Below are 24,079 nucleotides of genomic sequence, written 5' to 3'. Positions count from 1 at the left end.
AATGCAAAAGACCGGTGCGCAACTCTGCCCTTTAGCGATAGCTCTCGCATTGACCCTTTCGGGCTGTGCGTGGGTGCCTTCTACTCCGCTGGTTCAGGGCGCGACGACCGCGCAGCCCGCACCTGCCCCCGCGCCGGTGGTTAACGGTTCCATTTTCCAGTCGGTACAGCAGATTAACTACGGTTATCAACCGCTGTTCGAAGACCGTCGTCCGCGTAACGTCGGCGACACGCTCACGATTGAGCTGCAAGAAAACGTCAGCGCGAGCAAGAGCTCGTCTGCAAACGCCAGCCGCGACGGCAAGACCAATTTCGGTCTCGACACCGTTCCACGCTACCTGCAGGGCCTCTTCGGCAATGCGCGCGCCGATATCAGCGCGTCCGGCGGCAATACCTTTAATGGTAAAGGCGGCGCCAACGCCAGCAACACCTTCAGCGGCACACTGACCGTGACCGTCGATCAGGTTCTTGCCAATGGCAACCTGCACGTGGTGGGCGAAAAACAGATTGCCATCAACCAGGGCACAGAATTTATCCGCTTCTCGGGCGTGGTTAACCCTCGCACCATTAGCGGCAGCAACACGGTACCGTCCACGCAGGTGGCGGATGCCCGAATCGAATATGTCGGCAACGGCTATATCAACGAAGCGCAGAACATGGGATGGCTACAGCGTTTCTTCCTTAATTTATCGCCGATGTAACAGAGGTGAAAAATGTTTAAATCGCTCCCAGGACTCCTGCTGCTGCTCGTCGCGACGTTCGCGCAAGCTGACCGCATTCGTGACTTAACCACCGTACAGGGCGTACGTGAAAACTCCCTGATAGGCTACGGCCTGGTGGTGGGCCTTGACGGCACCGGCGACCAGACGACCCAGACGCCGTTTACCACCCAGAGCCTGAACAATATGCTCTCCCAGCTCGGGATCACCGTCCCGGCGGGCACCAATATGCAGCTGAAAAACGTGGCGGCGGTGATGGTTACCGCCTCCTATCCGGCGTTCGCGCGCCAGGGGCAGTCCATCGATGTGGTGGTCTCCTCCATGGGTAACGCCAAGAGCCTGCGCGGCGGTACGCTGCTGATGACCCCGCTGAAAGGCGTCGATAATCAGGTGTATGCGCTGGCGCAGGGCAACATTCTCATTGGCGGCGCGGGCGCGTCGGCGGGCGGCAGCAGCGTGCAGGTAAACCAGCTCAACGGCGGCCGTATTACCAACGGCGCGGTGATTGAACGCGAGCTGCCGACCCAGTTCGGCACGGGCAACACCATCAACCTGCAGCTGAATAATGACGACTTTACGCTGGCCCAGCAGATCTCTGACACCATCAACCGCGCACGCGGTTATGGCAGCGCCACCGCGCTGGACGCCCGTACCGTTCAGGTACGCGCATCAAGCGGCGGTAGCTCCCAGGTGCAGCTGCTCGCCGCGATTCAGAACCTTGAAGTCAACGTCGCGGTGCAGGATGCCAAAGTCATTATTAACTCGCGTACCGGCTCGGTGGTGATGAACCGCGAAGTGTCGCTCGACAGCTGTGCGGTCGCGCAGGGCAACCTTTCTGTGACGGTGAACCAGCAGGCGAATGTCAGCCAGCCGGATACGCCGTTCGGCGGCGGCCAGACCGTCGTGACGCCGCAGACCCAGATCGATATGCGTCAGTCAGGCGGCGCGCTGCAGCGCGTGACCTCCAGCGCCAACCTGAACAGCGTCGTACGCGCGCTTAACGCGCTGGGCGCCACGCCGATGGATCTGATGTCAATTCTGCAATCCATGCAAAGCGCGGGCTGTCTGCGCGCCAAACTGGAAATCATCTGATGCTGACTGATAGCAAATTACTGTCCAGCGCCGCCTTTGACGCGCAATCGCTCAATGACCTGAAAGCTAAGGCCGGTAAGGATCCGAACGGCAACCTGAAACAGGTTGCCCGCCAGGTGGAAGGGATGTTCGTGCAAATGATGCTGAAAAGCATGCGCGAAGCGCTGCCCAAGGATGGGATGTTCAGTAGCGATCAGACTCGGCTATATACCAGCATGTACGATCAGCAAATTGCCCAGCAGATGACGGCGGGCAAGGGGCTTGGCCTTGCGGACATGATGGTGAAACAGATGGGCGGCGACCCTTCAGCCAGCGCTGAAGCGCCCGCCGCTGCGCAAAGCGCGTCTCAGGTGCCGATGAAGTTCGATATCGACACCATGAACAGCTACCGCAACCAGACAATTACCCAGATTGTGCGCCAGGCGATGCCGAAGGCGCCGTCCAATGAAGAACCGCTCTCCGGCGACAGTAAAGACTTCCTGGCGCAGCTGGCGCTGCCCGCGAAGCTTGCAAGCCAGCAGAGCGGCGTTCCTCATCACCTGATCCTCGCCCAGGCGGCGCTGGAATCGGGCTGGGGCCAGCGCCAGATCCTGAAAGCGAACGGCGAGCCAAGCTTTAACATTTTCGGCATCAAAGCGACCTCGTCGTGGAAAGGGCCGGTGACGGAGATAACCACCACCGAATATGAAAATGGCGAAGCGAAGAAGGTGAAAGCGAAGTTCCGTGTTTATAGCTCCTATCTTGAGGCGCTGTCGGACTACGTGGGCATGCTGACGCGCAACCCGCGTTACGCGGCGGTCACCACGGCCGCCTCGGCGGAAGATGGCGCGAAAGCGTTGCAGAGCGCCGGTTACGCGACCGATCCGAACTACGCCCGTAAGCTGACCAGCATGATCCAGCAGATGAAATCGCTGGGCGAAAAGGTGAGCAAAGCGTACAGCCAGGATATCTCGACGTTGTTCTGAAACGGCTCAAGTTCTCTTAAGCGCTGCCGATAATTATCGTCAGGACCCGCGTATGAATGTTCAAAAGGAACCTCCATGTCCAGTAGCTTAATTAATAGCGCCATGAGTGGCCTGAGTGCGGCGCAAACCGCACTGAGCACGGTGAGCAATAACATCTCTAACTACAACGTCGCAGGCTATACCCGCCAGACCACCGTTCTGGGGCAGTCTAACAGCACCATGACGCAGGGCGGCTGGGTCGGCAACGGCGTGTATGTGTCCGGTATTCAGCGTGAATATGATGCATTTATCACGAATCAGCTGAACGCGGCGCAAAACCAGAGCAGCGGGTTAACCACCCGTTATGAGCAGATGTCGAAAATCGACGATATGCTATCTGGCACCACCAATAACATCTCTACTACCATGCAGGATTTTTTCAAAAGCCTGCAAACGCTGACCAGCAACGCCGAAGATCCGGCGGCGCGTCAGACCCTGCTCGGTAAAGCCGACGGTCTGGTCAATCAGTTTAAGGTGGTGGATCAGTATCTGCGCGACCAGGATAAGCAGGTCAATACGGCCATTACTTCCAGCGTCCAGCAGATCAACAACTACGCCACGCAGATTGCGTCGCTGAACGAGCAGATCACCCGCCTGACCGGTATGGGCTCCGGCGCATCGCCGAACGATCTGCTGGATCAGCGCGATCAACTGGTGAGCGAGCTGAACAAAATCGTCGGCGTGGATGTCTCCGTTCAGGATGGCAACACGTTTAACGTCACGATGGCGAACGGTTACAACCTGGTTCAGGGCAGCAAAGCCAGCCAGATTGCCGCCGTGCCGTCGAGCGCCGATCCGGCGCGCACCACGATTGCGTTCGTCGATAAGATTGCCGGCAATATTGAGATCCCGGAAAAACTGGTGACCAGCGGTTCGCTGGGCGGTCTGTTCGCCTTCCGTTCTCAGGATCTCGACCAGGCGCGTAACAACCTGGGCCAGCTGGCGCTCTCTTTTGGCGATGCGTTTAACAAACAGCACGAAGCGGGCTTTGACGCCAGCGGCGACGCCGGTAAAGCGTTCTTTAAGCTCGGCGATGCGGCGGCGATGAGCAATACCCGCAACACCGGCAGCGCTTCCCTGACCGCGACCATCACTGACAGCTCGGCGGTGAAAGCCAGCGATTATCAGATGGCGTACGACGGCAGCAACTGGAAAGTGACGCGTCTGTCTGACAACGTCATCGTGAACGCCACGCCGACGACCGACGGTTCGGGCAACCTGACCGCGCTGGAGTTCGACGGCCTGAAGATTGACATCACGGGCGCGGCGGCCAACAAAGACACCTTTACCATCAAGCCGGTGAGCAACGTCATTATCAGCATGGACGTGGCTATCCATGATGAGTCAGAAATCGCGATGGCATCCGACGCGGCATCGGGCGAGAGCGACAACCGTAACGGTAAAGCGCTGCTGGATCTGCAAAACAGCAAAACCGTCGGCGGCAGCAAAACGTTTAACGATGCCTATGCAGCGTTTATCAGCGACGTGGGTAACACCACCAACACGCTGAAAAGCTCCAGCACCACCCAGACTAACGTGGTAACGCAGCTGACCAACCAGCAGCAGTCCATTTCCGGGGTCAACCTGGATGAAGAGTACGGCAACCTGCAGCGCTATCAGCAGTACTACATGGCGAACGCCCAGGTGCTGCAAACCGCGTCCACGCTGTTTGACGCCCTTCTCCAGATTCGCTAACAGGGAACCGAACAATGCGTATTAGTACTCAAATGATGTATCAGCAGAACATGCGGGGCATTACCGAATCGCAGAGTACCTGGCTGAAATACGGTGAGCAGATGTCCACTGGCAAACGCGTTAACCGTCCGTCTGACGATCCGATCGCTGCCGCGCAGGCAGTCGTGCTCTCCCAGGCGCAGGCGCAGAACGACCAGTACACCCAGGCGCGTACCTTCGCGACCCAGAAAGTGTCGCTGGAGTCGAGCGTGCTGGATCAGGTGACCAGCGTCATCACCTCCGCCCAGGAGAAGATTGTCTATGCCAACAACGGCACGCTGAGCGACACCGACCGCGCGTCGGTCGCGACCGATCTTCAGGGGATGCGCGACCAGTTGCTGAACCTGGCGAACAGCGCTGACGGTAATGGTCGCTATATTTTTGCGGGCTATAAAACCGATTCGGCGCCGTTTAGCGGTACGGCGGGCAACATCACGTACAACGGCGGCACGGACAACATCACTCAGCAGGTGGATTCCGCACGTACCATGGTTATCGGTCATACCGGCAACCTGGTTTTCGACCGCGTCACCAGCAACGCCACGCCGGAGCCGGACGGCTCGCCGAGCGAAACGAACCTGTTTAAAATGCTCGACTCCGCTATCGCAGCGCTGAAAACCCCGATGGAAGGCGCGGACGAAACGACCCAGCAGGGCCTGCTGGACGCTATCTCCAAAACCTCGCGCGGTTTGAGCAACTCGCTGGATAACGTCGGGACGGTGCTGGCGGAAGTGGGTACCCAGCTTAAAGAGCTGGATAACCTGGATGAGCTGGGCGCGGAACGTACGCTCGGTCAGACCGAGCAGATGAGTAATCTGGTGGATGTGGACTGGAACTCGGCCATTTCCTCTTATGTCATGCAGCAGGCGGCGCTTCAGGCTTCCTACAAAGCATTTAGCGATATGCAGGGTATGTCGCTGTTCCAGTTAAACCGTTAAGGTTTGTCGATTTGAAGCATGTCATGAAACTGGGCATGCTTGATGTGCCCGCTTCATCACCCCGAAGCGGGCTTTTTTTTGCTTAGCGTTCCGCCACCGGTTTCGCCGCGAACCCGGCCGGACGCGTTTTCTGCGTCAGGCGAATCACCAGCGCCACGCCGCTTGCGAGCGTTGCCAGCGCAACCACCGCAGGCCAGCCGCCAAACGCCCAGGCTTTACTGCCGAGCAGCGACCCCAGCGCCATCCCCACAAACACGCCGGTAAAGAGCAGGGCGTTCAGACGCCCGCGCGCTGTCGGCTCCAGGCTGTAAACCAGCGTCTGGTGCGCCACCAGCGATGACTGCAGGCCTAAATCGAAACCGACCGCCGCCAGCGCAATCACCAGCAGTTGCATGGAAGGCGTCAGCAAGGGCAGGGCAAACATGGCGGCAAAGGAGAGCATCACTAACAGGCTGCCGAGCTGGGTAACGCGCGCCGGGCCGAAACGGTCGGAGAGCGCGCCGGAGAGCGGTGCGGCCAGCGCGCCAGCCGCGCCTGCGAGACCAAACGCGCCCGCGACCGCGCTGCCCATGTGAAACTGCGCCTGAAGCATGACTGCCAGCATCGACCAGAACGCGCTGAAGCCAATCGACAGGAAGCCTTGCGCCAGGGCCGCGCCGCGCAGGGTCGGGTAGCGTTTCCACAGGCCGCCCATTGAGTGCAGCAGAGCCGGATAGCTGAGGGTCGCGTGCGTTTCAAAGCGCGGCAGGACGCGCCACAACACCAGACCGGTCAGCGCGATGCTGGCGGCAGCAAGCTGATACATTACCCGCCAGCCGAAGGCCGCGCTGATAACGCCGCTCACCGAACGGGAGAGCAGAATGCCAAGCAGCAGGCCGGTCATCACCGTACCGACGATTTTTCCCTGCTGACCCGCAGGTGAAAGGATGGCCGCGGCGGGGACGATATCCTGCGCCATCGTCGCCATCATGCCCACTAACAGGCTCAGCACCAGCAGGCTATGCAGCCCGTCGCTGAAACTGTAAAGTGCGAGCATTACGGCAAGCGCCAGGCATTTGACCAGGATGAGCATGCGGCGGTCGTGACGGTCGCCCAGCGGCAGCAGAAACAGAATGCCGAGCGCGTAGCCCGCCTGTGTCAGCGTCGGGATAAGCCCCATGCCGTCGACGCCGAGGCGCAGATCGCTGCCAATCAGCGGCAGGATCGGCTGCGCGTAGTAAATCGAGGCGACACTCAGGCCGGTCGCTATGGCCAGAATCAGTATTAACAGCCGTGAGAGCCCAGGGGCGCGGTGTGCAGCATCGTTATGGTTATTCATGGTGAAACCCTTGTGAGTAATCAGTACGGGTTGATTGTCAGCGAGCGGCGGCTGGCGCGGTAGAGGCCGACATGATAAAACGGTTATACGTGTAGCGTATAACCATTGAAAAAACTATGGGCATTGAGCGTATAGATCGGGTGGAGCTGATGCACACCCTTGTGCGTATTATCGAAAGCGGCTCGCTTTCAGCCGCCGCCGTGCAGATGAATACCACCCAGGCGACCGTCAGCCGCCGCCTGAAGTCGCTGGAGGATTTACTGGGCGCGAGGCTGTTGCTGCGCACCACGCACGCCATGAAGCTTACCGATGACGGCGAGCGCTGCTATCAGCACGCCCGAAGCGTAATGGCGAGCTGGCAGGCGCTGGAGGATGAAATTAAAAACGCGGAAGGGGAGCCGGTCGGCGTACTGCGCGTGCGGGCGCCGCACGCGTTCGGACAGGATCAGCTTATCGATCCGCTGACCGGCTTTTTAAACCGCTATCCGGGCCTGTGCGTGGAGTGGATGCTCAACGATAAATCACCGGATTTCATCGGCGATAATATCGACTGCGCGCTGCACGTCGGGCCGGATGTCGACCCGTCAGTGATAGCCGTACAGCTCGCTGAAGTGCCGCGCATCGTGGTGGCGTCGCCTGCGCTGCTGGAACGCCGCCCGGCGGTGAACACCCTTGACGATCTTGCCGCGCTGCCCTGGGTGGCGCTCAGTACCTTTTATCGACGCGAAGTCGCGCTCCAGCATACGCAAAGCGGCGAACGGCAGGCGTTCGCGGTAATGCCGCGGCTCAGCTCTGACAGCCTGTACGCGGTGCGCCGCACTATTCTTAACGGGCTGGGCGCTGGCATGGTTTCCGCATGGGTGGTGGAGGACGATCTGCGCGAGGGGCGGCTGGTGCAACTGCTGCCGGCGTGGCAGGCGCCGCCGCTGCCGGTTTATCTGCTCTACCCGTGGGCGCGCTACTACCCGGCGCGGCTGCGGCGGTTTCTGGAGTTGATGAAAGCGGTCATGCCGGAGCTGGCAGGGATGCGGCGGGTCCCGGCAGGCGGGGCGTAACAAAATATAGCGGGAAACAGGCAATAAAAAAGCCGGTCAGAGACCGGCTTTTTTGTGCGGGGAAGATTACTCCACCGGCTGAGGGCGTGTCGCAGGGGCAGAGGCCTGATGGGTGGCGCTGTGGCCGCCCGCCGAACCTTTACCGCTGAACTCGAACGCCGGACGTACCCAGTCGCTGTGACGCGGCGGTTCCGGAACATATTCCGGCGCCGGCGCGCGGGTCATCGGCGCGGAAGCGACTTTAGCGGCGGCGAAGGCCACGACAGGCGCTTTCACTTCTTCTTCCTGCGCTTTCACGACAGGGGCAGCTTCCGGGGCTTTCACTGGCGTTTGCGCGATAACGTCCGGCTGCGGTGCCTGGGCTGGCGTGCTTTCTGCGATGGCAGCAGCGGCATCAGCGCGGGCAGCGTCGTCGGCAACCGGTTCATCAGACGCTTCATCCGCCGGAACGGCTTCCTGAGCGATCTGTTCCGCGACCGGCGCATCCTGCGGTTCAATCAGCTGCGGCTGCGCGTCAACAGGGGCTTCGATGGCTTCCGGATGGGTGGTTTCCACCACCGGCTCCTGCGGCGCAGTCTCAACCACTGACGGCTCAACCACAACGGCTTCAGCAACCGGCTCAACCGGCGCTGTCACGGTCTGGGCTTCAGCGACCGGCGCGGTGTTCTGCTCCGGCGTCTGCTGCTCATCCTGTTCCTGCGCACGCGGCAGCGGGTAGCGGATCCAGACTTTACCTGACGCCATCTCCGGCGACGCGCACGCGACGGTCAGCGGCATCGGCGACTGGGTCGGGTAGCGCTCGTCACGGTAGCGACGACGGCGTTGACCGCTGACGCGCAGGTGACGCGGAGAACGACGGGAGCGACGCGGCATGCCCGCATTTTCGCTGCCTGTCTGGGCGCTGTCATCGGTCGCGGCTGGCGCCTCGACGTTCGCCGGCAGCGCCAGGGGAGCCGCCTCTTCACGCGCTTCGGCGACAGGCGCCTGGGCGTCAGTCTGTTCGATAGCCTCAGAAACCGACTCGATACGCACTTTCTGGCTCAGCTGGCGCGGTTTACGACGCGGCATCACCTGAACAACGCGATCTTCCTGTTCGGTCTCTTCCACCGCCTCGTCACGGTTCAGCGCGCTGACTTCCTGATGCGCCTGACGTTTCTCATCAGAGCGACGACGGTTGCGATCGCGGCGGGACGGCTGCTGCTCATCACGGGCTTTGGACGGTTTCTCCGCTTCTTCAGCCACGACCGGCGTGCGGGTTTCACGCGCGTCGGCGTTCTGCTGCTGTTTCTCGCGGCGGTTGCGGCGGTTTTCTTCGCGCGCTTCGCTGTTGTCACGGTTATCGCGAGTGTCGCGGTTTTCACGAGACGGACGCTCGCCGCGTTCGCCACGGTCGTTACGGTCATTGCGATCGCGACGGTTGTTCTGGCGACGGCCGTTACGACGTTCCTGCTGCTTATCGTCACGGTTTTTCGCTGGCTGCTGCTCCGGCTCGCTCGCGGTCGGTTGCGGCTGCTGTTCGCTGGCGAACAGGCTCTTCAGCGCGCTGATAGCGCGGCTCAGGAAGCCTTCTTTCGCAGGCTCAGCGGCTTTCGTCGGCGCTTTCGGTTCGGCAGCGGCGGCTTTCGGCGCGCTGGCCTCCTGCGGCACTGGCGGTACGTCCGGCATCACGAAGGTGGCAAGCGCCGGCTGCTCAGGACGTTTACGCTCGGCGTATTCATCTTCAGACGGCAGCGCCATCGCTTCTTCATGCAGCTTCGGCAGCATGTAGCTCAGGGTGTGGGTCTCTTCGCCTTTACGTACGCGCAGTACGGAGTAGTGCGGAGTTTCCATCTGATCGTTTGGCACGATCACGCAGCGCACGCCGCCCTGGCGCTTCTCGATGGCGGTAATCGCTTCACGCTTCTCGTTAAGCAGGTAGGAGGCGATAGGCACCGGAACGATAGCGTGGACTTCCTGGGTGTTCTCTTTCAGCGCTTCTTCTTCAATCAGACGCAGAATGGACAGCGACAGGGATTCGTTATCGCGGATGGTGCCGGTGCCGCTACAACGCGGGCAGACGTGATGGCTGGATTCGCCAAGCGACGGGCTCAGACGCTGGCGGGACATCTCCAGCAGGCCAAAGCGCGAAATATGGCTAATCTGGATACGCGCGCGATCCTGACGCACCGCTTCGCGCAGACGATTCTCTACCGCGCGCTGGTGGCGTACCGGGGTCATATCGATAAAGTCAATAACGATAAGACCGCCCAAGTCGCGCAGGCGCAGCTGGCGGGCGATTTCATCCGCCGCTTCCAGGTTGGTATTGAACGCCGTCTCTTCGATATCGCCGCCGCGGGTGGCGCGAGCGGAGTTGATATCGATGGCGGTCAGCGCTTCGGTAGTGTCGATAACAATCGAGCCGCCGGACGGCAGACGCACTTCGCGCTGGAAGGCAGACTCAATCTGGGATTCGATTTGGTAATGGCTGAACAGCGGGATTTCACCGGTGTAGAGCTTAATTTTGCTGCTGAAATCCGGACGACCCAGCGCGGCGATGTGCTGGCGTGCCAGCTCAAGCACTTTCGGGTTATCAATGAGGATTTCGCCGATGTCCTGGCGCAGATAGTCGCGGAACGCGCGCACGATAACGTTACTTTCCTGATGGATAAGGAACGGCGCCGGGCGGTTTTCTGCGGCTTTCTGGATGGCTTCCCAGTGCTTCAGGCGGAAGCTTAAATCCCACTGCAGCGCTTCGGCAGATTTGCCGACGCCCGCGGTGCGCACGATAAGCCCCATGCCGTCAGGCAGCTCCAGGCTGGAAAGTGCTTCTTTAAGCTCAGTGCGATCGTCGCCTTCGATACGGCGAGAGATACCGCCCGCACGCGGGTTATTCGGCATCAGCACCAGGTAGCTGCCTGCGAGGCTGATAAATGTCGTCAGCGCCGCGCCTTTGTTGCCACGCTCTTCTTTATCGATCTGAACGATAACTTCCTGGCCTTCGCGCAGAACATCTTTAATGTTCGGACGACCATGGGAGGCATAGCTGGCGGGGAAGTATTCGCGGGCGATTTCTTTTAAGGGGAGGAAACCATGTCTTTCGGCGCCATAATCTACAAATGCGGCTTCGAGACTGGGTTCAATGCGGGTAATTTTGCCTTTGTAGATGTTCGCTTTTTTCTGCTCGTGTCCAGGACTTTCGATATCCAGGTCGTACAGACGTTGCCCATCCACGAGGGCGACGCGCAACTCTTCCTGCTGAGTTGCGTTAATTAGCATTCTTTTCATCGTAACTTACTCGTTATTCTTACATTGACGACAAAGCTGCGGGCATGGTGACGCTGACCGGGAGAGAACCGATGGCCTCGTGACTGTTCGCGCCGTCAACCTCCCGGTTGTCGAACGCTTAAGAGGCGCAGAGTGTCGGTAGCCTGTATTTCAGGTGGAAATACAGCGCAATTATCAGAGGAATGACCGGGATTGTTTCTCCGGAAGCTTCCCTTTACCGGCCAGGCTGCAACCCGCAGCCCGCTAACTGCCTGAAAGTTCAACACGTCTTACGCCATTGCTGCGTGGAAGGACTAGCAGGCAAAACTGGTAATTCCGCAAAATTCCTTGTCTAAACAAGTCTCAACACGGAAAACAGTCGCATTATTCCATTGCTAAGCTTGATATAGCAAGCTGACTTTTGCCCTTTGCCATCGACTTACTCACAGTTTTTTAACTTCTTGTTCATCTGTTCCACCGAAGCGGCGACGAAATGAACTCATTAGCTGTGCGAATCGATGAGCTACTCAATATAAGCATATAAAAATGTGTGGCGCTACGGTCATCCGGTATTTAGAATCGCGCACCATGAAAACAGAGACGCCATCCGTAAAAATCGTTGCCGTTTCCGCCGATCAGGCCGGGCAACGTATCGATAATTTTTTGCGCACGCAGCTGAAAGGCGTGCCCAAAAGCATGATTTACCGCATCCTGCGTAAAGGTGAAGTGCGCGTGAACAAAAAACGCGTGAAGCCGGAATACAAGATTGAGGCGGGCGATGAAGTGCGTATTCCGCCAGTTCGCGTCGCCGAGCGCGAAGAAGAGGCGGTTTCGCCGCATCTGCAAAAGGTTGCGGCGTTAAGCGACGTCATCCTTTATGAAGACGACCATATCCTTGTGCTGAATAAGCCGTCCGGTACGGCGGTGCATGGCGGCAGCGGGCTGAGCTTCGGCGTGATCGAAGGGCTGCGCGCCCTGCGCCCTGAGGCGCGTTTCCTTGAGCTGGTGCATCGTCTGGACCGCGATACTTCCGGCGTGCTGCTGGTGGCGAAGAAGCGCTCTGCGCTGCGTTCGTTACATGAGCAGTTACGTGATAAAGGGATGCAGAAAGACTATCTGGCGCTGGTGCGTGGTCAGTGGCAGTCGCATGTGAAAACGGTGCAGGCGCCGCTACTGAAAAATATTCTGCAAAGCGGCGAGCGCATCGTGCGCGTTAACCAGGAGGGGAAACCCTCTGAGACCCGCTTTAAGGTGGAAGAGCGTTTTGCGCACGCCACGCTGGTGCGCTGTAGCCCGGTGACGGGCCGTACGCATCAGATCCGCGTACATACCCAGTACGCCGGGCATCCGATCGCCTTTGACGATCGCTATGGCGACCGTACCTTCGACGCACAGCTCGCCGCGACCGGCCTTAGCCGCCTGTTCCTGCACGCGGCGGCGCTGCGTTTCGAGCATCCGGGCACCGGCGAGACCATGCGCGTTGAGGCGCCGATGGACGATGAGCTTAAGGGTTGTCTGAAAGTGCTGCGTGCGGGCGGCTGACAGCCTCCCGAATGTGGTAGTTCTCGCCAGCCATTCCCGCGCTGCGTTGTGAAATGCACTATACTGAACACCCGGCTTCGGCCGGGTGTTTTTTTATACATATACAACCGCATGGAGATAAAAATGGCCTGGTTACATTCCCGGACATGGAAACGTGTTTTCTTTACCCTGTTTCTGACAGGCATGGTGTGGCAACTCGCAGGGTGCGATAACGACAAAGAACCGGAACAGCGTAAAGCGTTTATTCAATTCCTTCAGACCCGCATTCTGCCTTCTGAGAAGTTGTCGGTTCCGACGCTGACTGAGCAGGAAAAAGAGAGCTTTGGCAAGTACGCTGACGATTACGCCATTCTGAGCGATTACTCCAATGAAATGACTACCGCGTTCTCCGGCAACGATCAGGCTATGCGTCAGATGCGCGGCGTGACCAGCGCGAAAGACATGGTGGAAAAACGCGATACTATCGAGAAGTCCCGTAAAGAAGTGGGGAACATAGAGTCGAAACGCGCTGATACTATGAAGAGCGTGGAAGACCGTTATTCTAAACTGAAACAGCCTGACGACCTGAAAGCGGTCTTTGACCAGGCTTATCAGAAAACGGTTGTGCGCCCTAACGCGCTGCTGACCCAGACTCTTTCTCTGACTGACGCCATTCTTGGTCAGGCGCTGGATATCGGCAACTACCTGAACAGCCTCGGTAATAAAGTGCAGTATACCGGCTCGATGGCGCAGTTTACCGACCAGAAACAGCTGGATCTGTTTAACGAAAAACTGAACGCGATGCGCGAAAAACAGCAGGAACTGCTGACCGTCGCGCGTCAGCTGGCAGGCATGCAATAAGCCGCAGCCTTGCGATAAAAAAGCCCTGCGTTGCAGGGCTTTTTGCTTTCTGATGCCTAGCGGCGGGCGAGGGGATCGACCCCTTCGCGGCGGAGCATTTCGCACAGACGAATTAACGGCAGGCCTATCAGCGTGTTCGGGTCACGACCGTCGAGGCGGTCAAAAAGCGTAATGCCGAGCCCCTCGCTTTTAAAACTCCCCGCGCACTGCCAGGGCGTTTCACGATGCAGATAGTTCTCGATTTCCTCATCGCTCAGCGTGCGAAAATGCACATGGAAAGGCTCGCAATCGCATTGCTGCTCGCCCGTCGCGCTATTATAAAGCGCAAGGCCGGTATAAAAGGTCACTACCTGGCCACTCGCCTGACGCAGCTGTTTAAGGCCGTTTTCAAACGTGTGGGGTTTGCCGGTAATGGTATTATTCAGCACGCAAACCTGATCGCTGCCAATAATCAAATGCCGGGGATATTTCTCCCGCAGCGCTTGCGCTTTTTGCAAAGCCAACCTTAATACTAATTGTTGTGCGGTTTCATCCGCGTATGGCGTTTCGTCGGTCTCAGGCGCTGCGGTTTCAAACGGTAAACCCAGCTTTTCTAACAGGCTACGGCGAAACGGCGACGTGGAAGCAAGCACAATTGAGGTCATATTTTTCAGGGAAAGATAGCGAATCGATGAGCGCTATTTTAAACTGTCGGCCGCAATGTGTGCGAATAAATGGTAAAAGGTGTTTCAAACCCGCCTTTTTCTTTGACTCTATGACGTTACAAAGTTAATATGCGCGCCCTATGCAAAAGGTAAAATTACCCCTGACTCTTGATCCGGTTCGTACGGCTCAAAAACGCCTCGATTACCAGGGTATCTATACCCCTGAACAGGTAGAGCGTATCGCCGAATCTGTGGTCAGTGTGGACAGCGATGTCGAATGCTCCATGTCGTTCGCTATCGATAACCAGCGTCTCGCCGTTTTAAAAGGCGATGCAACGGTTACGGTAACGCTCGCGTGTCAGCGTTGCGGTCAGCCGTTTAGTCATGTTGTTCACACAACGTATTGTTTCAGCCCGATCTCTAACGACGATCAGGCAGAAGCACTCCCGGAAGCGTATGAGCCGATTGAAGTAAATGAATTCGGCGAAATCGACCTGCTGGCGACGGTGGAGGATGAATTAATCCTCGCCCTGCCTGTAGTTCCGGTGCATGATTCTGAACACTGTGAAGTGTCCGAGGCGGACATGGTCTTTGGTGAACTGCCTGAAGAGGCACAGAAACCAAATCCATTTGCCGTGTTAGCCAGTTTAAAGCGTAAGTAATTGGCGTTTCCCGCGCGAGCAGGAATAAGCCGTAATTGAGGAGTAAGGTCCATGGCCGTACAACAGAATAAACCCACTCGTTCCAAGCGCGGTATGCGTCGTTCTCATGACGCGCTGACCGCTGTCACCAGCCTGTCTGTAGACAAAACTTCTGGTGAAACCCATCTGCGTCACCACATCACCGCCGACGGTTACTACCGCGGTCGCAAGGTTATCACTAAGTAATCACGCGCAAGCGTGATTGAGCTTAGTGCGCTTTCCCCGCTCCAGCGGGGATAACCGTAACCTGGCGATATCTTGACACCTCTAACCCTGGCGTTAGATGTCATGGGCGGGGACTTTGGTCCTGCCGTGACAGTGCCTGCAGCATTGCAGGCACTGAATTCTGATCCACATTTGCATCTTCTTTTAGTCGGCGACCCCGACGCCATCACGCCATTACTTGCCAGAGCTGATTTTGAACAACGTTCACGGCTGCACATCATTGCGGCAGAATCGGTTATTGCCAGTGATGTCCGTCCTTCTCAGGCTGTGCGCAACAGTCGCGGCAGCTCCATGCGTATCGCGCTGGAGCTGGTGAAAGAAGGGCGTGCGCAGGCTTGTATCAGCGCTGGTAATACCGGCGCGCTGATGGGGCTTGCCAAACTGTTGCTTAAGCCTGTCGACGGCATTGAGCGGCCTGCGCTGGTGACGGTGTTGCCGCACCAGCAGAAGGGCAAAACGGTGGTGCTGGATTTAGGCGCCAACGTGGAATGCGACGGTACGATGCTCGCGCAGTTTGCGATTATGGGCTCGGTGATGGCGGAAGAGGTGCTTGGCATCGATAATCCGCGCGTCGCGCTGCTCAATATTGGCGAAGAAGAGACGAAAGGGCTGGATAGCATCCGCGATGCGGCGGCGATCTTAAAAGCCGTACCATCGATGAACTACATCGGCTATCTCGAAGCCAACGAATTACTGACCGGCAAAACGGATGTCCTGGTATGCGACGGTTTTGTCGGTAACGTCACGCTAAAAACGATGGAAGGTGTTGTCAGGATGTTCCTTTCGCTGCTCAAATCGCAGGGGGAAGGAAAAAAACGGTCGTGGTGGTGGCTTTTATTAAAGCGTTGGTTACAAAAAAGCCTCTCAAGGCGATTCAGTCACCTGAACCCCGACCAGTATAATGGCGCCTGTCTGTTAGGATTGCGCGGCACGGTGATTAAGAGCCACGGTGCAGCCAATCAGCGAGCTTTTGCGGTCGCGATTGAACAGGCAGTGCAGGCGGTGCAGCGACAAGTCCCTCAGCGGATTGCCGCTCGCCTGGAATCTGTATTACCCAAGAGTGACTGAGCGTACATGTATACGAAGATTATTGGTACAGGCAGCTATCTGCCTGAACAAGTGCGGACGAACGCCGATCTGGAAAAAATGGTCGAGACCTCTGACGAGTGGATTGTCACTCGCACCGGTATCCGCGAGCGTCGCATTGCGGCGCCTGACGAGACTGTCGCCACTATGGGCCACGAAGCGGCGCTGCGCGCGATTGACATGGCCGGCATCGACAAAACACAGATTGGCCTGATTATCGTCGCCACCACCTCCGCCACGCACGCTTTCCCAAGCGCGGCCTGCCAGGTTCAGGGCATGCTGGGCATTAAAGGCTGTCCGGCGTTTGACGTCGCTGCCGCCTGCGCAGGCTTTACTTATGCGCTAAGCATCGCCGATCAATACGTAAAATCCGGCGCGGTGAAAAACGCGCTGGTGATAGGCTCAGACGTGCTGGCACGTACGCTCGATCCTGAAGATCGCGGCACGATCATTTTGTTCGGCGATGGCGCCGGCGCCGCCGTTCTTGGCGCGAGCGAAGAGCCGGGCATTCTCTCCACCCATCTGCACGCGGACGGCAGCTACGGCGAACTGTTAACGCTGCCGAACCAGGATCGCGTAAATCCGGACAGCCCGACCTTCCTGACGATGGCCGGGAACGAAGTCTTTAAAGTCGCGGTAACGGAACTGGCCCATATTGTCGACGAGACGCTGGAAGCCAATCAGCTCGATCGTGCCGCTCTCGACTGGCTGGTGCCGCATCAGGCGAATCTGCGCATTATCAGCGCGACCGCGAAAAAACTCGGTATGTCGATGGACAATGTCGTTGTGACCCTCGACAGACACGGCAACACCTCTGCGGCTTCCGTGCCTTGCGCGCTGGATGAAGCGGTACGCGACGGACGCATTCAACGGGGCCAACTGGTTCTGCTGGAAGCTTTCGGCGGCGGCTTCACCTGGGGTTCCGCGCTGGTTCGTTTTTAATCGAGAAGGATAAAAAAATGACGCAATTTGCTTTTGTGTTCCCGGGCCAGGGCTCTCAGGCTGTGGGGATGCTGTCTGACATGGCGGCAAATTTTCCCGTTATTGAAGCGACGTTCCGCGAAGCCTCCGCGGCGCTGGGCTATGATCTCTGGGCGCTGGTTCAACAAGGCCCGGCGGAAGAGCTGAACAAAACCTGGCAGACACAGCCTGCGCTCCTGACGGCGTCCGTCGCGCTGTGGCGCGTCTGGCAGGAGCAGGGTGGTAAAGCGCCTGCGCTGATGGCCGGTCATAGCCTCGGCGAATATTCCGCGCTGGTGTGCGCGGGCGTTATTGATTTCGCCGACGCGGTGCGTCTGGTTGAACTGCGTGGCAAATTCATGCAGGAAGCCGTGCCGGAAGGCACGGGCGCGATGGCGGCGATTATTGGCCTCGATGACGATGCGATTGCGAAAGCTTGCGAAGAAGCCGCTGAAGGGCAGGTGGTTTCGCCGGTTAACTTCAACTCGCCAGGTCAGGTGGTTATCGCGGGTCATAAAGAGGCCGTCGAGCGCGCAGGCGCTGCCTGCAAAGCCGCAGGCGCCAAGCGCGCGCTGCCGTTGCCGGTCAGCGTGCCGTCTCACTGCGCGCTGATGAAGCCGGCGGCGGATAAGCTCGCGTCTGAGCTTGAAAAGATCACGTTCAACGCTCCACAAATCCCGGTCGTCAATAACGTCGACGTGAAATGCGAGACCACGCCGGAAGCGATTCGCGATGCGCTTGTGCGCCAGCTTTACAGCCCGGTACAGTGGACGAAAAGCGTTGAATTTATCGCGGCGCAGGGCGTGACGCAGCTGTATGAAGTGGGTCCGGGCAAAGTGCTGACCGGCCTGACGAAACGTATTGTTGACAACCTGACGGCGGCGGCGATTAACGAGCCGGCCAGCCTGTCAGCGGCACTTGCGCAATAAAACGAGGAAAACCATGAGCTTTGAAGGAAAAATCGCGCTGGTCACTGGTGCGAGCCGCGGTATCGGCCGCGCTATCGCCGAAACCCTGGCCGCACGCGGCGCTAAGGTTATCGGCACCGCCACCAGCGAAAGCGGCGCGCAAGCGATTAGCGACTATCTGGGCGCTAATGGCAAAGGCCTGATGCTGAATGTGACCGATGCGGCATCCATCGAATCGGTTCTGGAAAATATTCGCGCAGAATTTGGCGAAGTGGATATTCTGGTCAATAATGCCGGGATAACCCGTGACAACCTGCTGATGCGAATGAAAGATGACGAGTGGAACGATATCATCGAAACCAACCTGTCATCGGTTTTCCGTCTGTCAAAAGCGGTAATGCGGGCTATGATGAAAAAGCGTCACGGCCGCATTATCACTATCGGTTCTGTGGTTGGTACCATGGGAAATGCCGGTCAGGCCAACTACGCTGCGGCGAAAGCGGGTCTTATCGGTTTCAGTAAATCGCTGGCGCGTGAAGTTGCGTCCCGCGGTATTACGGTAAACGTTGTTGCTCCGGGTTTTATTGAAACGGACATGACGCGTGCGCTGTCTGACGACCAGCGTGCGGGTATTCTGGCGGAAGTTCCTGCGGGTCGCTTAGGCGACGCAAAAGAAATCGCCAGCGCGGTTGCATTTTTAGCCTCTGACGAGGCCGGGTACATCACTGGTGAGACCCTGCACGTCAACGGCGGAATGTACATGGTTTAATCACGAATAAAATTATTTGCGTTATCAGGGCAATTGCCCGCAAAATAGCGTAAAATCGTGGTAAGACCTGCCGGGATTTAGTTGCAACTTTTTCAACATTTTATACACTACGAAAACCATCGCGAAAGCGAGTTTTGATAGGAAATTTAAGAGTATGAGCACTATCGAAGAACGCGTTAAGAAAATTATCGGCGAACAGCTGGGCGTTAAGCAGGAAGAAGTTACCAACAATGCTTCCTTCGTTGAAGACCTGGGCGCTGATTCTCTTGACACCGTTGAGCTGGTAATGGCTCTGGAAGAAGAGTTTGATACTGAGATTCCGGACGAAGAAGCTGAGAAAATCACCACCGTTCAGGCTGCCATTGATTACATCAACGGCCACCAGGCGTAAGTGAACATCTCCAGGCGGTCGCTCGACCGCCTGAGTTTTATCTTTTAGTCCCACAAGTATCTACTAATATCATCCCTCCCTGGAGGACAAACGTGTCTAAGCGTCGTGTAGTTGTGACCGGACTGGGCATGTTGTCTCCTGTCGGCAATACCGTAGAGTCTACCTGGAAAGCTCTCCTTGCCGGTCAGAGTGGCATCAGCCTGATCGACCATTTCGATACTAGCGCCTATGCAACAAAATTTGCTGGCTTAGTAAAGGATTTTAACTGTGAAGACATTATCTCGCGCAAAGAACAGCGCAAGATGGATGCCTTTATTCAATATGGAATTGTCGCCGGCGTACAGGCCATGCAGGATTCCGGCCTTGAAGTGACGGAAGAGAACGCTCCTCGCATCGGCGCGGCTATCGGTTCCGGCATCGGCGGCCTTGGCTTAATCGAAGAGAACCACAGCTCGCTGGTTAACGGCGGCCCGCGGAAAATCAGTCCCTTCTTCGTGCCATCAACGATTGTTAACATGGTGGCGGGTCATCTGACCATCATGTACGGTCTGCGCGGTCCCAGCATTTCTATCGCCACCGCCTGCACCTCCGGCGTGCACAACATCGGCCATGCGGCGCGCATCATCGCCTACGGCGATGCTGACGTCATGCTGGCAGGCGGCGCAGAAAAAGCCAGTACGCCGCTCGGCGTTGGCGGATTCGGCGCGGCGCGTGCGCTCTCCACCCGTAACGATAACCCGCAGGCCGCAAGCCGTCCGTGGGATAAAGAGAGGGATGGATTTGTGCTGGGCGACGGCGCGGGCATCATCGTGCTGGAAGAGTACGAGCACGCGAAAAAACGCGGCGCGAAGATCTACGCTGAACTGGTCGGTTTTGGTATGAGCAGCGATGCGTATCATATGACCTCTCCGCCGGAAAACGGCGCGGGCGCGGCGCTGGCCATGACGCACGCGCTGCGTGACGCAGGTCTTGACGCAGGCCAAATCGGTTACGTCAATGCGCACGGCACCTCGACGCCTGCGGGCGACGTAGCAGAAGCCCAGGCGGTGAAATCCGTCTTCGGCGACGCGGCGAAACGCGTAATGGTGAGCTCCACTAAATCGATGACCGGCCATCTGCTTGGCGCGGCGGGCGCAGTAGAATCTATCTACTCCATCCTCGCGCTGCGCGATCAGGCGGTTCCGCCGACCATCAACCTGGACAATCCGGACGAAGGCTGCGATCTTGACTTCGTTCCGCATGAAGCGCGTCAGGTTTCTGGCCTGGAGTATACCCTGTGTAACTCCTTCGGCTTCGGCGGCACCAACGGCTCTCTGATCTTCAAAAAGGTCTGACAGTCGCCACAAAGGCCCGCCCCGCGCGGGCCTTTGAACATTTTCCCTTCCTCTTGCCCCCCGTTGGTCATCCTGCCAGACTAATGCGCTACCCGTTAAGGAGCCACCATGCTGTTAATTAATGGTCTCGACCAGGATTGCCTGCCGGCGGCCGATCGCGCCGTTCAGTTCGGCGATGGCTGTTTTACCACGGCCCGCGTGCGCGACGGCGTCGTTATCATGCTGGAGCAGCATCTGGCGCGCCTGCGCGAAGGTTGCGAGCGGCTGGTCATCGCAATGCCGGACGCCAGCGCGCTGCGTAACGAAATAATGCAGGCGGCGCAGGGACAGGGGAGCGCGGTCGTGAAAGTCATTATTACCCGAGGGGCTGGATCGCGCGGCTACGGTATCGCCGGATGCGGCGCGCCGACGCGTATCGTATCGCGCGCGGCGTATCCCGCGTTTTACGACGACTGGCGCGCGCGAGGCATCCGTCTTGCCCTCAGTCCAGTGCGGCTCGGACGCAACCCGCATCTTGCTGGCATTAAGCACCTCAACCGGCTTGAACAGGTGCTCATTCGCGCGCATCTTGAGCAGACGCCCGCCGATGAGGCGCTGGTACTTGACAGCGAAGGGTGGGTTACGGAATGCTGTGCGGCTAATCTGTTCTGGCGTAAAGGAAAAGCGGTGTTTACCCCCCGTCTCGATCAGGCTGGCGTCGATGGCCTTATGCGGCGCCATATTATTGGCCTGCTGAATCAGTCAGCCTGGCGATTGTCTGAAATTAACGCGCCGTTCAGTGCGCTTGAAGAGGCTGACGAGGTCTTTATCTGCAATGCGCTGATGCCGCTGGTGCCAGTGCGTGAGATTGACGGTCACGCTTACGCCTCCCGCGAACTTTATAACCACCTCATTTCCCACTGCGAATAACCGGGTTCCCATGAAGAAAATGTTGCGCGTCGCGCTACTGCTGGTTCTTGTGCTTGCCGCCGCGGCAGGTGTTGGTTACTGGAAAGTGCGCCAGCTGGCGCAAAGCCCGTTGCCGATTGCGAAAGAAACGATATTTACACTTAAACCGGGCACCGGGCGTCTCGCGCTTGGCCAGCAGCTTTATGATGAAAAGCTCATCAAACGCCCGCGCGTATTCCAGTGGCTGTTACGTCTTGAGCCAGGGCTGGCACATTTCAAAGCCGGGACATACCGATTCACGCCACAAATGACTGTGCGTGACGCTTTGCGTCTGCTCGCGAGCGGTAAAGAGGCGCAATTCCCCATCCGCTTTGTCGAAGGCATGAAGCTGAGTGACTGGCTGAAACAGCTGCGCGAAGCGCCCTATATTAAACACACCCTTAAAGACGACGAGTACGCGACGGTAGCGCAGGCGCTGAAGCTTGAACATCCCGACTGGGTGGAGGGGTGGTTCTGGCCTGATACCTGGCTCTATACCGCCAACACCTCTGATGTGACGCTGCTCAGGCGCGCCCATCAACGGATGGTGAAAGCGGTGGACGCTATCTGGAAATCACGTATGGACGGGTTGCCATATAAAGATCCGAACCAGCTGGTGACGATGGCGTCCATCATTGAAAAAGAGACGGCGGTGGCGGGCGAGCGTGACCGCGTTGCATCGGTGTTTATCAACCGTCTGCGCATTGGGATGCGTCTGCAAACCGATCCGACGGTCATTTACGGCATGGGTAACGATTACAACGGGAAGCTTTCACGTAAAGATCTGGAAACCCCGACGCCGTATAATACCTACGTCATCAGCGGCCTGCCGCCAGGCCCTATCGCAATGCCTGGCGAGGCGTCGCTGAAGGCGGCGGCGCATCCGGCGAAAACGCCGTACCTCTATTTTGTGGCGGACGGTAAGGGCGGCCATACGTTCACCACGAATCTCGCCAGCCATAATCGTGCAGTGCAGGATTATCTTAAGGCGCTTAAGGATAAAAATGAGCAGTAAATACATTGTCATCGAAGGGCTGGAAGGCGCCGGAAAAACCACGGCGCGCAATCTGGTGGTCGAGACGCTGAAATCGCTCGGCGTAGCCAACCTGACCTTCACTCGCGAGCCGGGCGGTACGGTGCTGGCCGAAAAACTGCGTAGCCTCGTGCTGGATATCAAATCGGTGGGCGATGAAGTCATCACCGACAATGCCGAAGTGCTGCTGTTTTACGCCGCCCGCGTCCAGCTGGTGGACACTGTGATTAAGCCTGCGCTCGCGCGCGGCGAATGGGTCATTGGCGACCGTCACGATCTCTCCACCCAGGCTTATCAGGGCGGCGGGCGCGGCATTGACCGCGCGCTGCTGGCCACGCTGCGCCAGGCGGTGCTGGGCGATTTCGCGCCGGATCTGACCATTTATCTTGATGTCGATCCGCGCATCGGGCTTGAGCGCGCCCGCGCGCGCGGGGAGCTTGACCGCATCGAACAGGAATCGCTCGATTTCTTTAACCGCACCCGCGCTCGCTATCTTGAGCTGGCTGCGGGCGACCCGCGCATTGTCACTATTGACGCCTGCCAGCCGCTGGAGGCCGTCAGTCGCGATATCCGCGCCACGGTGACGCGTTGGGTGCAGGAGCAAAAATAATGAAATGGTATCCGTGGCTGCGCCCCTCGTTTGAACATCTGGTCGGCAACTGGCAGTCCGGCAGGGGACACCATGCGGTATTGATTCACGCATTGCCCGGCATGGGCGACGACGCGCTGATTTACGCGCTAAGCCGCTGGCGCATGTGTCAGCAGCCACAAGGGCAGAAAAGCTGCGGCCAGTGCCGCGCCTGCCAGCTGATGCAGGCGGGCACGCATCCTGATTATTATCTGGCGGAGCCGGAGAAGGGCAAATCGACGCTCGGCATCGACGCTATCCGCGATATCAGCGAAAAGCTCTACGACCGCGCGCGTCTTGGCGGCGCGAAAGTCGTCTGGATCAAAGAGGCCGCGCAGTTGACGGAGGCGGCGGCCAACGCGTTGCTGAAAACGCTGGAAGAGCCGCCGGAAAATACCTGGTTCCTGCTGGGCTGTCGTGAGCCGGAACAACTCCCCGCCACGCTTCGCAGCCGCTGCTTTAGCTGGCACCTCGCGCCGCCGGAGGCGCGTTACGCCGAGGCCTGGCTTGCGCGTGAAACCCAGGCGGACCCGTCGCGTATTAACGCCGCGCTGCGTCTCACCGGCGGTGCGCCCGCCGCCGCGCTGGCGCTCCTCCAGCCGGAACAGTGGCAGCAGCGTGTGGCGCTCAGCGAGAAAACGGCGGCGGCGCTCTCAGGCGGCGACTGGCTCTCCTTATTACCCGCGCTTAACCACGATCAGGCGCCGTTTCGGCTCCACTGGCTGGCGTCTTTCCTGATGGATGCGCTGAAGTGGCGTCACGGAGCCTATGGCGCGCTGGTAAACACCGATTATCAGGTGCTGGTGGCACAACTGGCCCAGAACTTTACGCCCGTCATCCTGCAGGCGATGCTCGATTCGCTGTTCCGCTGTCGCGAACGGCTGTTGAATGTGGCGGCGGTCAATCGGGAGCTGCTGCTGACCGAACTGCTACTCACCTGGGAGCGTTATATGCGCCCGGGTGCCGCGCTTCCTTCTTATCATCTCTGA

23 protein-coding genes are annotated in these 24,079 nt (G+C 58.3%); 20 read left to right on the top strand and 3 right to left on the bottom strand.

The window, feature by feature from the left end:
- Position 1 precedes the first annotated feature (1 nt).
- From flgH to flgL, 5 genes are all read left to right on the top strand, one after another.
- Positions 2–700, top strand: coding sequence for a flagellar basal body L-ring protein FlgH (gene flgH / locus AFK63_RS10980; RefSeq protein WP_032990808.1), 699 nt, complete (start codon positions 2–4; stop codon positions 698–700).
- A 12-nt stretch (positions 701–712) separates the two neighbouring features.
- Positions 713–1,810: a flagellar basal body P-ring protein FlgI gene (locus AFK63_RS10975; RefSeq protein WP_038863624.1), complete on the top strand. Its 1,098-nt coding sequence runs from the start codon at positions 713–715 to the stop codon at positions 1,808–1,810.
- Positions 1,810–2,775: a flagellar assembly peptidoglycan hydrolase FlgJ gene (gene flgJ / locus AFK63_RS10970; protein WP_038863622.1), complete on the top strand. Its 966-nt coding sequence runs from the start codon at positions 1,810–1,812 to the stop codon at positions 2,773–2,775. The genes AFK63_RS10975 and flgJ overlap by 1 nt, the downstream gene beginning before the upstream one ends.
- 75 nt (positions 2,776–2,850) lie before the next feature.
- Positions 2,851–4,509 carry a flagellar hook-associated protein FlgK gene (flgK, locus tag AFK63_RS10965; protein WP_038863620.1) on the top strand — a complete coding sequence of 553 codons (1,659 nt, stop codon included), beginning with the start codon at positions 2,851–2,853 and terminating at the stop codon, positions 4,507–4,509.
- Positions 4,510–4,523: 14 nt separating this feature from the next.
- Entirely contained in the window at positions 4,524–5,486 is a 963-nt protein-coding gene (gene flgL / locus AFK63_RS10960) for a flagellar hook-associated protein FlgL (protein WP_038863619.1), read from the top strand.
- 82 nt (positions 5,487–5,568) lie between these two features.
- Here flgL and AFK63_RS10955 read toward each other — a convergent pair whose 3' ends face one another.
- The gene (locus tag AFK63_RS10955; protein ID WP_038863618.1) at positions 5,569–6,804 is read right to left on the bottom strand and encodes an MFS transporter; all 1,236 of its coding nucleotides are present in this window, start codon (positions 6,802–6,804) and stop codon (positions 5,569–5,571) included.
- 116 nt (positions 6,805–6,920) lie between these two features.
- Between AFK63_RS10955 and AFK63_RS10950 the strand changes: the two genes are divergently transcribed.
- A complete protein-coding gene (locus tag AFK63_RS10950) occupies positions 6,921–7,859 on the top strand; it encodes a LysR family transcriptional regulator (protein WP_038863616.1) in 939 nt (312 codons plus the stop codon).
- Between the two features lie 66 nt (positions 7,860–7,925).
- On the opposite strand, the gene rne is transcribed toward AFK63_RS10950, so the two are convergent.
- Positions 7,926–11,123: a ribonuclease E gene (gene rne, locus AFK63_RS10945; RefSeq protein WP_038863613.1), complete on the bottom strand. Its 3,198-nt coding sequence runs from the start codon at positions 11,121–11,123 to the stop codon at positions 7,926–7,928.
- 567 nt (positions 11,124–11,690) lie between these two features.
- Here rne and rluC point away from each other — a divergent pair.
- Together rluC and AFK63_RS10935 are read left to right on the top strand one after the other, a co-directional pair.
- Positions 11,691–12,644 carry a 23S rRNA pseudouridine(955/2504/2580) synthase RluC gene (gene rluC / locus AFK63_RS10940; RefSeq protein ID WP_038863612.1) on the top strand — a complete coding sequence of 318 codons (954 nt, stop codon included), beginning with the start codon at positions 11,691–11,693 and terminating at the stop codon, positions 12,642–12,644.
- Between the two features lie 123 nt (positions 12,645–12,767).
- The gene (locus tag AFK63_RS10935; RefSeq protein WP_038863611.1) at positions 12,768–13,484 is read left to right on the top strand and encodes a DUF3053 family protein; all 717 of its coding nucleotides are present in this window, start codon (positions 12,768–12,770) and stop codon (positions 13,482–13,484) included.
- Between the two features lie 56 nt (positions 13,485–13,540).
- Here the strand turns inward: AFK63_RS10935 and AFK63_RS10930 are convergent, their stop codons facing one another.
- Positions 13,541–14,128: a Maf family protein gene (locus AFK63_RS10930; RefSeq protein WP_038863609.1), complete on the bottom strand. Its 588-nt coding sequence runs from the start codon at positions 14,126–14,128 to the stop codon at positions 13,541–13,543.
- A gap of 140 nt (positions 14,129–14,268) precedes the next feature.
- Between AFK63_RS10930 and yceD the strand changes: the two genes are divergently transcribed.
- The 12 genes from yceD (at position 14,269) to holB (ending at position 24,079) form a co-directional block, all read left to right on the top strand.
- On the top strand, positions 14,269–14,790 hold the full coding sequence (gene yceD, locus AFK63_RS10925) for a 23S rRNA accumulation protein YceD (protein WP_038863608.1): 522 nt from the start codon (positions 14,269–14,271) through the stop codon (positions 14,788–14,790).
- A 51-nt stretch (positions 14,791–14,841) separates the two neighbouring features.
- Positions 14,842–15,015 (top strand): 50S ribosomal protein L32, encoded by a 174-nt coding sequence (gene rpmF / locus AFK63_RS10920; protein WP_004385196.1) that lies wholly within the window; start codon positions 14,842–14,844, stop codon positions 15,013–15,015.
- Between the two features lie 72 nt (positions 15,016–15,087).
- On the top strand, positions 15,088–16,122 hold the full coding sequence (gene plsX / locus AFK63_RS10915) for a phosphate acyltransferase PlsX (protein ID WP_071603699.1): 1,035 nt from the start codon (positions 15,088–15,090) through the stop codon (positions 16,120–16,122).
- Between the two features lie 6 nt (positions 16,123–16,128).
- A complete protein-coding gene (locus tag AFK63_RS10910) occupies positions 16,129–17,082 on the top strand; it encodes a beta-ketoacyl-ACP synthase III (protein ID WP_038863604.1) in 954 nt (317 codons plus the stop codon).
- Between the two features lie 17 nt (positions 17,083–17,099).
- Complete coding sequence (gene fabD, locus AFK63_RS10905; protein WP_038863602.1) at positions 17,100–18,029, top strand: ACP S-malonyltransferase; 930 nt, start codon at positions 17,100–17,102, stop codon at positions 18,027–18,029.
- 13 nt (positions 18,030–18,042) lie between these two features.
- Positions 18,043–18,777 (top strand): 3-oxoacyl-ACP reductase FabG, encoded by a 735-nt coding sequence (gene fabG, locus AFK63_RS10900; protein ID WP_007707910.1) that lies wholly within the window; start codon positions 18,043–18,045, stop codon positions 18,775–18,777.
- A 154-nt stretch (positions 18,778–18,931) separates the two neighbouring features.
- On the top strand, positions 18,932–19,168 hold the full coding sequence (gene acpP, locus AFK63_RS10895) for an acyl carrier protein (protein ID WP_000103754.1): 237 nt from the start codon (positions 18,932–18,934) through the stop codon (positions 19,166–19,168).
- 92 nt (positions 19,169–19,260) lie between these two features.
- Positions 19,261–20,502, top strand: a complete 1,242-nt coding sequence (gene fabF / locus AFK63_RS10890; RefSeq protein WP_038863601.1) for a beta-ketoacyl-ACP synthase II — start codon at positions 19,261–19,263, stop codon at positions 20,500–20,502.
- Positions 20,503–20,610: 108 nt separating this feature from the next.
- Positions 20,611–21,411, top strand: a complete 801-nt coding sequence (pabC, locus tag AFK63_RS10885; protein WP_038863600.1) for an aminodeoxychorismate lyase — start codon at positions 20,611–20,613, stop codon at positions 21,409–21,411.
- A gap of 10 nt (positions 21,412–21,421) precedes the next feature.
- On the top strand, positions 21,422–22,444 hold the full coding sequence (gene yceG / locus AFK63_RS10880) for a cell division protein YceG (RefSeq protein WP_038863599.1): 1,023 nt from the start codon (positions 21,422–21,424) through the stop codon (positions 22,442–22,444).
- Positions 22,434–23,072 carry a dTMP kinase gene (gene tmk, locus AFK63_RS10875; protein WP_038863597.1) on the top strand — a complete coding sequence of 213 codons (639 nt, stop codon included), beginning with the start codon at positions 22,434–22,436 and terminating at the stop codon, positions 23,070–23,072. The genes yceG and tmk overlap by 11 nt, the downstream gene beginning before the upstream one ends.
- A complete protein-coding gene (gene holB / locus AFK63_RS10870; RefSeq protein WP_038863595.1) occupies positions 23,072–24,079 on the top strand; it encodes a DNA polymerase III subunit delta' in 1,008 nt (335 codons plus the stop codon). The genes tmk and holB overlap by 1 nt, the downstream gene beginning before the upstream one ends.

Source organism: Cronobacter muytjensii ATCC 51329 (assembly GCF_001277195.1).
GTDB classification, from domain to species: Bacteria; Pseudomonadota; Gammaproteobacteria; order Enterobacterales; family Enterobacteriaceae; genus Cronobacter; species Cronobacter muytjensii.
This window is presented reverse-complemented; position numbering and strand designations above follow the sequence as displayed.

What these genes read in the sequence shown, in the direction of transcription:
- fabD (WP_038863602.1), top strand. Translation starts at nt 17,100, where the DNA reads ATGACGCAATTTGCTTTTGTGTTCCCGGGCCAGGGCTCTCAGGCTGTG.
- tmk (WP_038863597.1), top strand. Translation starts at nt 22,434, where the DNA reads ATGAGCAGTAAATACATTGTCATCGAAGGGCTGGAAGGCGCCGGAAAA.
- yceG (WP_038863599.1), top strand. Translation starts at nt 21,422, where the DNA reads ATGAAGAAAATGTTGCGCGTCGCGCTACTGCTGGTTCTTGTGCTTGCC.
- flgL (WP_038863619.1), top strand. Translation starts at nt 4,524, where the DNA reads ATGCGTATTAGTACTCAAATGATGTATCAGCAGAACATGCGGGGCATT.
- flgH (WP_032990808.1), top strand. Translation starts at nt 2, where the DNA reads ATGCAAAAGACCGGTGCGCAACTCTGCCCTTTAGCGATAGCTCTCGCA.
- rne (WP_038863613.1), bottom strand. Translation starts at nt 11,123, where the DNA reads ATGAAAAGAATGCTAATTAACGCAACTCAGCAGGAAGAGTTGCGCGTC.
- flgK (WP_038863620.1), top strand. Translation starts at nt 2,851, where the DNA reads ATGTCCAGTAGCTTAATTAATAGCGCCATGAGTGGCCTGAGTGCGGCG.
- rpmF (WP_004385196.1), top strand. Translation starts at nt 14,842, where the DNA reads ATGGCCGTACAACAGAATAAACCCACTCGTTCCAAGCGCGGTATGCGT.
- yceD (WP_038863608.1), top strand. Translation starts at nt 14,269, where the DNA reads ATGCAAAAGGTAAAATTACCCCTGACTCTTGATCCGGTTCGTACGGCT.
- acpP (WP_000103754.1), top strand. Translation starts at nt 18,932, where the DNA reads ATGAGCACTATCGAAGAACGCGTTAAGAAAATTATCGGCGAACAGCTG.
- pabC (WP_038863600.1), top strand. Translation starts at nt 20,611, where the DNA reads ATGCTGTTAATTAATGGTCTCGACCAGGATTGCCTGCCGGCGGCCGAT.
- AFK63_RS10975 (WP_038863624.1), top strand. Translation starts at nt 713, where the DNA reads ATGTTTAAATCGCTCCCAGGACTCCTGCTGCTGCTCGTCGCGACGTTC.
- AFK63_RS10930 (WP_038863609.1), bottom strand. Translation starts at nt 14,128, where the DNA reads ATGACCTCAATTGTGCTTGCTTCCACGTCGCCGTTTCGCCGTAGCCTG.
- AFK63_RS10955 (WP_038863618.1), bottom strand. Translation starts at nt 6,804, where the DNA reads ATGAATAACCATAACGATGCTGCACACCGCGCCCCTGGGCTCTCACGG.
- rluC (WP_038863612.1), top strand. Translation starts at nt 11,691, where the DNA reads ATGAAAACAGAGACGCCATCCGTAAAAATCGTTGCCGTTTCCGCCGAT.
- flgJ (WP_038863622.1), top strand. Translation starts at nt 1,810, where the DNA reads ATGCTGACTGATAGCAAATTACTGTCCAGCGCCGCCTTTGACGCGCAA.
- AFK63_RS10910 (WP_038863604.1), top strand. Translation starts at nt 16,129, where the DNA reads ATGTATACGAAGATTATTGGTACAGGCAGCTATCTGCCTGAACAAGTG.
- AFK63_RS10950 (WP_038863616.1), top strand. Translation starts at nt 6,921, where the DNA reads ATGGGCATTGAGCGTATAGATCGGGTGGAGCTGATGCACACCCTTGTG.
- holB (WP_038863595.1), top strand. Translation starts at nt 23,072, where the DNA reads ATGAAATGGTATCCGTGGCTGCGCCCCTCGTTTGAACATCTGGTCGGC.
- fabG (WP_007707910.1), top strand. Translation starts at nt 18,043, where the DNA reads ATGAGCTTTGAAGGAAAAATCGCGCTGGTCACTGGTGCGAGCCGCGGT.
- AFK63_RS10935 (WP_038863611.1), top strand. Translation starts at nt 12,768, where the DNA reads ATGGCCTGGTTACATTCCCGGACATGGAAACGTGTTTTCTTTACCCTG.